The sequence below is a fragment of the Propionicimonas sp. genome, assembly GCF_047606205.1.
GTDB lineage: Bacteria > Actinomycetota > Actinomycetes > Propionibacteriales > Propionibacteriaceae > Propionicimonas.
On the sequence record NZ_JASGES010000076.1, the window covers coordinates 1 to 8599 of the forward strand.

6 protein-coding genes are annotated in these 8599 nt (G+C 72.9%); 4 read left to right on the top strand and 2 right to left on the bottom strand.

The window, feature by feature from the left end; all coding sequences use genetic code 11:
* Window positions 1-321, top strand: a 321-nt coding sequence (locus tag QM633_RS05155) for a hypothetical protein (RefSeq protein ID WP_415152658.1), incomplete at its 5' end; no start/stop codon positions are given.
* Here QM633_RS05155 and QM633_RS05160 read toward each other — a convergent pair.
* Window positions 269-1570: a M1 family metallopeptidase gene (locus QM633_RS05160; protein WP_415152659.1), complete on the bottom strand. Its 1302-nt coding sequence runs from the start codon at window positions 1568-1570 to the stop codon at window positions 269-271. The genes QM633_RS05155 and QM633_RS05160 overlap by 53 nt on opposite strands.
* Window positions 1567-5565 carry a Pls/PosA family non-ribosomal peptide synthetase gene (locus tag QM633_RS05165; protein WP_415152660.1) on the bottom strand — a complete coding sequence of 1333 codons (3999 nt, stop codon included), beginning with the start codon at window positions 5563-5565 and terminating at the stop codon, window positions 1567-1569. Before QM633_RS05165 ends, QM633_RS05160 begins: the two co-directional genes overlap by 4 nt.
* Before the next feature lie 278 nt (window positions 5566-5843).
* Between QM633_RS05165 and QM633_RS05170 the strand changes: the two genes are divergently transcribed.
* From QM633_RS05170 to QM633_RS05180, 3 genes are all read left to right on the top strand, one after another.
* Window positions 5844-6221 carry a PTS glucitol/sorbitol transporter subunit IIA gene (locus QM633_RS05170; protein WP_415152661.1) on the top strand — a complete coding sequence of 126 codons (378 nt, stop codon included), beginning with the start codon at window positions 5844-5846 and terminating at the stop codon, window positions 6219-6221.
* A gap of 19 nt (window positions 6222-6240) precedes the next feature.
* Window positions 6241-7542, top strand: a complete 1302-nt coding sequence (locus tag QM633_RS05175) for an NAD(P)H-dependent oxidoreductase (RefSeq protein ID WP_415152662.1) — start codon at window positions 6241-6243, stop codon at window positions 7540-7542.
* A 328-nt stretch (window positions 7543-7870) separates the two neighbouring features.
* Window positions 7871-8599: a DUF4129 domain-containing protein gene (locus QM633_RS05180; RefSeq protein WP_415152663.1), complete on the top strand. Its 729-nt coding sequence runs from the start codon at window positions 7871-7873 to the stop codon at window positions 8597-8599.

Below are 8599 nucleotides of genomic sequence, written 5' to 3' on the forward strand. Positions count from 1 at the left end.
CTCGACCGCGCGGCCGCCGAGCGCCTGCGAGCTCTCGGCGTCCGGGTGCGGGGCGACCTGAGCTGGTACGGCGAACCGCAGGCCGGGGACGAGGCCGGTCCCACCGTCTCCGGGCTGCCCGAATCGGTGCCGCTCGACATCGCGGTCGCCGCCGTCCTCGGCGCGTCCGAACCGGCCCTGCGGCTGCGCAATGCGGGACCACGGGCGCTCGCCGGCCGCCTGCTGCGATCGGTGACCGGGCGGCGCCCGGTCCGGGACGGACGCGGGTTCAGGAGCGGTGCGGCAGCTTCGGTAGCCGGGGCCGGTCCAGCCAGTCGGTGAACAGCGCACCGAGCCGCCAGCCGGCGGTCTGCTCGCAGAGGGCCACGAAGTCGGCCGTCGTCGCCGCGCCGTGGCGGTGGGCGACCGCCCAGGAGCGCAGGATCTCGAAGAATGCGTCGTCTCCGACCACCCGCCGCAACGCGTGCAGGGTGAGCGCCCCGCGCTTGTAGACGCGGTCGTCGAAGATCCGGTCGGGGCCCGGGTCGGTCAGCACCAGATCCTGCGGGAGGCCATCGAGCATCGCCCAGTGCTTCTTCGCCTGGTGGTTCGTCGAGGCGCCGCCGGACTCCTGCGACCACAGCCACTCGGCGTAACAGGCGAAGCCCTCGTTCAGCCAGATGTCCCGCCACGTGGTCAGCCCGACGCTGTTCCCGAACCACTGGTGGGCGAGTTCGTGGGCGACGAGTCGCTCGGACTCCCATCGACCGTCGGCGAAGTTGGAGCCGAACACCGCCATGCCCTGGCCCTCCAGCGGGATCTCCAGCCGGTCCTGCGTGATCACCATGTCGTAGCGGTCGAGCGGGTACGGGCCGAAGCATCGCTCGAACAGGGCGAGCATCCCGGGCACCCGTCCCGCCGTCGCCACGGCCTGGCCCCGCAGCGCCGCCGGGTAGTGGACGGACCCGGGAAGTCCGGGAAAGGCGATGGCGTCGCTGCGGTACCGGCCGATGTGGACCTCGACGAGGTAGGTCGAGGTCGGGATGTCCTCCACGTAGGTCCAGGTGGTGCGTCCGCCCGCGGTCGTCCGCCCGGCGAGGCGTCCCGGCGCGAGCACGGTGTATGCCTCCTCCGTGGTCAGCTCGATCCGGTACCGCGCCTTGTCGGCGACCCGGTCGTTGCACGGGAACCAGGTCGGCGCTCCGACCGGCTGCGCGGCAACCAGGACGCCGTCCTCGAGCTCCTCCCAGCCATGCCGCCCCCAGCGGGAGCCGCGCGGCTGCGGCGAGCCGGCATAGCGGACCTCGATCGCGAACCGCCGGCCGGCCTCGATCCGGGTCGCCGGCTTCACGGTCAGCCGCCGACTGTCCTGCCGGAAGCGGGTCCTCTTCTCCTCGTCCACCCGCACCCGGGACGCGGTCAGCCCGACCAGGTCGAGGTGCAGACTCGCCACTGGCGCCGTCGCCTCGGCCAGGATCGTCGCCTCCGCGTCCAGCCGGTTGGTCGCCACCTTGTAGCGCAGCGAGAGGCGGTACTCCAGGACACGGTAGGACGCGTCCCCGCTCTCGGGGGCGTAGGGGTCGGGGCTCACCGGGCGTCCGCCTGGTATGTCCGAACCTTGACCGCGCGCCACGGCCCGATCGGGTTGCCGCTCCACCTGCTGCCGGTCGGGACCGACTCCCCGCGCATCACCAGGGACGCCGGACCGATCGTGGCGTGGGCACCGATCGTCGCGCCCGGCAGCACGATGCTGTGCGGGCCGAGGGTGCCGCCCCTCTCGATCTCCACCGCGTCCATGCTCATGATTCGATCATGGAACAGGTGCGTCTGCACAACGCAGCCGCGGTTCACCGTCGCCCCGTCGCCGAGCGTGACCAGGTCGGGTTCGGGCAGCCAGTAGGTCTCACACCACACGCCACGACCCACCTTCGCACCGAGGCTGCGCAGCCACAGCGCGAGGGCGGGCGTACCCGCGCTGGGGTTGGCGAACCACGGGCCGGCGACCATCTCCGTGAACGTGTCGGCGACCTCGGTGCGCCACACGAAGCTTGACCACAGCGGGTGTTCACCCGCCCGGATCGGTCCGACCACGAGCCACTTCACGATCGTCGTGACGGCGGCGGCGAGCAGGCCGACCAGCACCATCACGGGTCCGGAGAGCACCAGCGTCCAGCCGACCCCGACCTGCTCGGCGAGTCCGGCGAGGGTCAGCAGCAGGCCCAGGCCGATCCCGCTCGTCGTGAACACGGCCAGCACCCGGCAGGCCTCCCAGGCGCCACGCGCCCACTGCAGCCCGCGGGAAGGACGGTAGGTGCGTTCGAGGTCGCCGCCGACGACGGTGCGACGCAGCCGTACCGGCGGAGAGCCCAGCCACGACGACCCCGGCTTGGCCTTCACCGGCGCGACCGAGAGGACGGCCACCAGCCCGTCCCTCGGCACGATGTGGCCGGCGCCGGCGGTGCCGGAGTTGCCCAGGAACGCCCGGCGTCCGATCGTCACCCTGCCGAGCCGTAGCCAGCCGTTGCGCAGGTCGTAGGACGCGACCATCGTGTCGTCAGCGAGGAAGGCGCCGTCCTCGACGGTGGTGAGCGAGGGGAGCAGCACGACGGTGGAGGCCTCCACGTTCCTGCCGATCCTCGCACCGAGGAGCCGCAGCCAGATCGGGGTGGCCAGGCTCGCGTACAGCGGGAACAGCTGGGTGCGGGCCTGGTCGAGGAGTCGCTCGGTCGTCCAGGCCTGCCAGCCGACGCGGCTGCGGACGGGGTAGGTGCCGGGGTCAAGTCCGATCGACAGCAGCCGGACGAGGATGACGATCGCGGCCATCAGCACCGTCCCCGCGACGACCACTCCGAGCGGCAGCCACACCAGGGCACCCGCAGCGGCGGTGCCCACGCCGGCTGCCCCCCGGACTCCGAGGGCCACGACCAGGCCGCCGAGCGACCAGGCGATCACGGGCAACAGGCCGAGCGCGGTCGAGGACAGGGCGTACGCGGCCAGCCAGCCGCGCCGGGCCGGCGGCCGCTCGGCCGGCCAGTCGCCGCTCGGCTCTCCGGAGCGCGCGGCCGGCGAACCCGCCCACAATTGGCCCGCGCGAACGCGTCCGAACACGGCCGAACCCGGAGCGACCTCCGCGTCCGGCTCGATCCGGGTGCCGGGCGCAAGCGTGCTGCGCGCGCCGACGCTGGCCCGCTCGCCGATCCGGATCGCGCCGATCCTGACCGTGTCGCCATCGATCCAGTAGCCGGCCAGGTCGACCTCGGGCTCGATCGCCGCCCCGTCGTCGATCCGCAGCATGCCGGTCACCGGCGGCAGCGTGTGCAGGTCCACATCCCTGCCGATCCGGGCGCCGAGGGCTCGCGCGTACCAGGTGACCCATGGTGCGCCGGCCAGGCCGACCGGGTCGACCTGGTGGGCGACCTGTTCGGCCAGCCACAGGCGCAGGTGGGTGCGCCCGCCGCGCCGGTAGTCGCCGGGCCGGACGCCGGCCAGCAGCAGCCGTGCGCTGGCCGCGGCGATCGCCATCCGGCCGAACGGCACAGCGAAGAGAAGGAGCCCGACGAGGACGACCCCGCCGCTCACGGCAGGGAGGAAGGCGAACCCGCGCGGGTCGGCCGTCCGCAGGATCCAGCTCGCCGCCAGCAGGTAGGTGAGCCACCGGGCGCCGGAGATGATGAACAGGGGGACACTCAGCACGGTCTGGGCCCAGCGGGTCGCCAGCGGGGTGACGCCCGCCGTGCTGAACGACTCCCGCCACGGGGTGTCGACGGCGGTGTCGGCGATCGCGGCGGCCATCGCGGCCAGCCGGGGATGGTCGTAGACGTCGGCGACGCTGAACTCGGGCGCCCGCTGCCGGATCCGCGAGACCAGCTGGGCGGCGGTGAGCGAGCCGCCCCCGAGCTCGAAGAAGTCGCTCTGCCGGTCGAGGACCGGCGTGCCGAGCACGGCCACCCACTCCCTGGCCAGCCACCCCTCCTCGCCGGAGAACAGCGTGAGCGACTCGGTGATCTCCTCGGTCACCGCGGGCAGGGGCCACGGCAGCGCGTCCCGATCGACCTTGCCGGAGGTACGGGTGGGCAGCCCCTCGACGGGTGCGAGCAAGGGGATCAGCGCGGCCGGCATCCGTTCGGCGAGGCTCGTGCGCGCGGCCCGGCGGTCGAAACCCTCCGAGGTCACGACGTAGCCGACGAGAACGGGGACGCCGGCCTCCGTGCGGCGGACGGCGACCGCGGCCGCGTCCACGCCGGGCAGCGCCGCCAGCGCGGCCTCGACCTCACCGAGTTCGATCCGGCGGCCCCCGACCTTCACCTGATCGTCGGCGCGCCCGTGGAACGACAGCCCCTCCGGCGCCAGCGCGACGAGGTCGCCGGAGCGGTAGGCCCGGTCCCAGCCGAGCGAGGGCAGCGGCGCGTACTTCTCCGCGTCCTTCGCCGGGTCGAGGTAGCGGGCCAGCCCGACGCCACCGATGACCAGTTCCCCGACCACCCCGACCTCGACCGGCCGGCCGTCCGCATCGACCACCGCGACCGACCAGCCGGCGAGCGGGAGCCCGATCAGGACCGGCGAGACGCCGTCGAGGAGCGAGGCCGTCGCGACCACCGTCGCCTCGGTCGGCCCGTAGGTGTTCCACACCTCGCGGCCCTCTGCCACTAGGCGGGCGGCCAGTTCGGGCGGGCAGGCCTCCCCGCCGAAGATCAGCAGCCGGACCTGCTCCAGCGCCTCGACCGGCCACAGTCCGGCCAGGGTGGGCACCGTGGAGACGACCGTGATCCGGTGCCGCACCAGCCAGCCGCCGAGATCGGCGCCGCTGCGGACGGTGGATCGTGGCGCGGGTACCAGACAGGCGCCGTGGCGCCAGGCCAGCCACATCTCTTCGCAGGACGCGTCGAACGCGACCGACAGCCCGGCGAGCACACGGTCCCCGGGCCCCAGCGGCGCGCCGGCGAGGAAGAGCCCGGCTTCGGCGTCGACGAAGGCCGCGGCGCAGCGGTGGGTGACAGCCACGCCCTTCGGGACGCCGGTCGAACCGGAGGTGAAGATGATCCAGGCGTCGTCCTCGGGCGTGGGGTCGCTGCGTGCCGGGCGCTCTGCCGCGGCAGTGGCACCGGTGACTCCGGCACGGCCGTCCGCGTCCGCGGGTGGCTCGCCCGTTGTCCGGCCGGCGCTGTCGCCGCGGACCGTCCGGGGCAGATAGCCCCCGGCGGCCAGCACCCCGGTCACGGCCGCCTCGCCGAACACCAGCTCCGCCCGCTCGGCGGGGTCGTCGGCGTCGACGGGGACGTAGGCCGCGCCGGCGGCGAGCACGGCGAGGATCCCCGCGTACAGCTCTCGCGTCCCCGACGGCAGGCGCACCCCGACCCGGTCGCCGCGCCGCACGCCGGCCATGGTGAGAGCGGCCGCGCGCCCTTCGACCTCGGTGAGGAGTTCCGCATAGGTGAGCGTGCCGGCCGGGTCCTCGATGGCCGCCGAGGCCGGATGGCGCGCCGCGGTCGCACGAAGGATGTCGACCAGGGTGCGGGCCGGTGCCGCCGCATCCCTGCGGTCGATGACGGAGGACGTGGCCGGAACGCGTCCGTCGACCAGGTTCACGCCCTCGACGCTAGGCCACCGGACGCGTCCGGCGCTGCCCGTCTTGCCAGGCGTGGACAGGCGACCCGCCGGCCACGACCCTGCTGCCGCACTTGCGCGGGGCGGCGCGGTGACCTACCCTCGGGGAGTGCACAAATGCGCAGATGCATTTGCACCATATTGCAGAGGCTTGCAGCTGGGTCAGTTCAAGGGAGTTACTGATGCCGTCCATACCGGTCCTGGTCGGAGGTCCGTCCTCCGCCGATGCCCCGGCACGAGCCGCAGGAAAGGAAATCGTTGTGTCCGAGCCCATCTGGCGGTCCACCGTCGTCCACGTCGGCGCCGATGCCGCAGAGCTGTTCGAGGCCGGTGTGTACATCCTGTTCGGGCTGCCGGTGCCGGACGCGCTGGCCGAGGTGAGCCTCGTCCACTCCGGCCCCGAGGGCGCGTTCGCCGGCGTCGAGGCCGGCGACGAGTTCTGGCTGGCCGACAGCATGGTCACGATCACACAGGTGGGGTCGCTGGCCAACGAGAACTTCGAGAAGCTCGGCCACATCGTCCTCTACCTCAACGTCGGCGAGGCCGACCTGCTGCCCGGCGCGGTGAAGGCGGTCGGCTCGCTGCCGAAGCCCGAGGCCGGCCAGCGGGTCGAGATCCGCCGCGGCGTCCAGTCCTGAGACCGGGAGGGACGCAGCCATGGTGAGCTACGCGGAGCGGCTGCTGGAGCGGCAGCGGCAGGTCGGTCGCCCGGTGCGGGTGGGGGTTGTCGGCGCCGGCCAGATGGGCAGGGGCCTGATCGCCACGATCGAGCGGGCCGAGGGCATGGAGGTGTCGGTGGTGGCCGAGATCGCCGTGGACCGCGCGGTGGAGGCCTACGCCAATGCGGGCAGGGGGACCCCGGCCGTGGTCGAGCGGGACCTGGGAAGGGTGGCCGAGTTGATCGAGGCCGGCCGGCCGGTGGTGATCGACGACGGCCTGAAGGTGCCGCAGCTGCCGGTCGACGTCGTGCTGGAGGTGTCCGGGGTGCCGGAGATCGCGGCGCAGGTCGCGCTCGCGTCCCTGCTGAACTCCAAGGACGTGGCGCTGATGACGGTGGAGGCGGATGTGACCGTCGGCCTGCTGCTGTCGCGGGTGGCGAACGCGGGGCGTCAGGTCTACACGATCTGCCGCGGCGACGAGCCGTCCGAGTGCCTGAAGCTGGTCGAGTACGCCCGCGACCTCGGCCTGACCGTGATCGCGACCGGCAAGGGGAAGAACAACCCGAACCGGCCGACCGACGTCGTCGAGGACGTGCTGGAGGAGGCGCGGGCGAAGAAGATGAACCCGCGCATCCTGTGCGAGTTCACCGATGGCACCAAGACCCAGCTGGAGATGGCAGCGCTGTCGAATGCCACCGGCATCCCCGTCGACGTGGCCGGCATGCACGGACCGGCCTGCTCGATCGACGAGCTGGCGACCAGGCTGATCCCGGTCGAGGACGGCGGGATCCTGACCTCCTACCCGGCGGTCGAGTACACGGTCGAGGGCGACGTGTCGCCCGGCATCTTCGCCGTCGTCCGTTCGGAGAACGACGTGGTCACCGAGGAGCTCGACTTTCTCAAGTTCGGCAAGGGTCCCTACTACGCGATCTACCGTCCGTACCACCTGGCGTCCATCGAGGCCCACCTGTCGATCAGCGAGGCCGTGCTCGACCGGAGGGCGGACTTCCAGGCGACGGTGTGGCGGACGGAGGTGTCGGCCCGGACGAAGTTCGACCTCTCCGCGGGGATCACGCTGGAGGGGATGGGCGGCCACCACGTGCGTGGCTGGGCGATCGACGCCGACGAGGCGCGGGCGCTGAACGCGATCCCGGTCGGCCTGGTCGGCGGCTGCGTCCTCAAGCGGGATCTGCCTGCCGGCGCGATCGTGACCTACGACGACGTCGAGGTCGACGAGACCCGTCCTCTGGTCGCGATGCGCCGTCTCCAGGACTCGCTGCTCCGCACCGGCATCCTCTAGCCCGACCCAGGTCCGTCCCCTTTCCGTTCGGGGGACGGTTCTGTTCCCGTGCGGTGGTCCGTCCCCTTTTTCGTTCGGGGGACGGTTCTGTTCCCGTGCGGTGGTCCGTCCCCCTTTCCCCTCGGGGACGGTTCCACCTCCGTCCGGGATCGATGGTGAACGGGATAGGGGACAGTCCTGCGAACGGGAAAGGAACCGTCCCCTCGTGTCGTCGGGGGTGACACGTCCGCGAGAGTGGTTCTTCCGGGTCGTGTGCGGACGCAGCAGGCGGCGATTCGTCGTGGCGGTGGGTGAGAAGATCGGCCCCGGTGTGGGTGAGAATGGGACGGTGAGGCCGAGCGCGACGATCATCCGGGTGGGAGTCGTCGCCGCGATCCTGCTGGTCGTGCTGGGTGCCGCTTCCGCAACGCCCTGGGTGGTGACCCTGACGCTGCCGAACTTCACCAGCGCCGAACGCCCGGTCTCCGACGCGCCACAGGTGACGATCGCTCCGCAGGAGCCCCCCGAGCGGGATCTCGCGTCCGCCGACGTGCTCGAGAAGGTGTTGCTGGTCCTCGCCGTCGTCGCCGTGGCAGCGCTCGCGGCGTTCGGCGTGGCGTGGCTGGTCAGGCGCCTGCGTGAGGCGTGGCGGCCCGATGACGAACCCGTGGCGACCGACTCGTTGGAGGGCGGCGATGTGCGGGGGGAGGCTGCCGAGGTCGACATCGCCGCGCTCGCGACAGCCGTCGCGCGCGCCGGGGCGCACCTGGCCGGAACGGAGGCCCCCGCGGACGCGGTGATTGCCGCCTGGGTTGCCCTCGAGGACGAGGCGGCGATGCAGGGTGCTGGACGCGGGCCCGCCCAGACCGCAACCGAGTTCACCGCCGAGTTGCTCGCCCGCACGCACGCGCCGGCGGACGCGGTCGCGGTGCTGCGTGGTCTCTACCACCGCGCCCGGTTCACCGACCGCGCGGTCGGAGCCGACGACGTCCGTCGTGCCCGCGCCGCACTGGCCCGCATCGCCGGGGCGCTCGACGCGGGCACCGTCCCGGCCGCGGACGTGGGCGGCCCGGCGTGA

Coding starts and splice junctions, on each gene's coding strand:
- QM633_RS05175 (WP_415152662.1), top strand. CDS start 6,241: ATGGTGAGCTACGCGGAGCGGCTGCTGGAGCGGCAGCGGCAGGTCGGT.